General features: G+C 68.5%; 1 protein-coding gene. It reads left to right on the forward strand.

Features of this window, described 5'->3' with window-relative positions; genetic code table 11:
• Positions 1 to 276, forward strand: a 276-nt coding sequence (locus R0J87_RS20090) for a glutamate--tRNA ligase family protein (RefSeq protein WP_498888456.1), incomplete at both ends; no start/stop codon positions are given.

Here is a 276-nt window from a genome sequence, read left to right on the forward strand (position 1 = left end):
GACGCCGGCCGCTACCGCCGCGTGGTCACCCGCTTCCCGCCCGAGCCCAACGGGTTCCTGCACATCGGCCACGCCAAGGCGATCTGCATCGACTTCGGCATCGCCCGACGCTTCGGCGGCGACACCAACCTCCGCATGGACGACACCAACCCGGCCAAGGAGGAGCAGCTCTACATCGACGCCATCCGCGATGACGTGCACTGGCTCGGCTTCACCTGGACCGACTTCCGCCACGCCTCGGACTACTTCGACCAGCTCTACGCCTGGGCCGAGGCG

This window comes from Halomonas sp. SIMBA_159, assembly GCF_046536035.1.
Taxonomy (GTDB): Bacteria; Pseudomonadota; Gammaproteobacteria; order Pseudomonadales; family Halomonadaceae; genus Vreelandella; species Vreelandella venusta_A.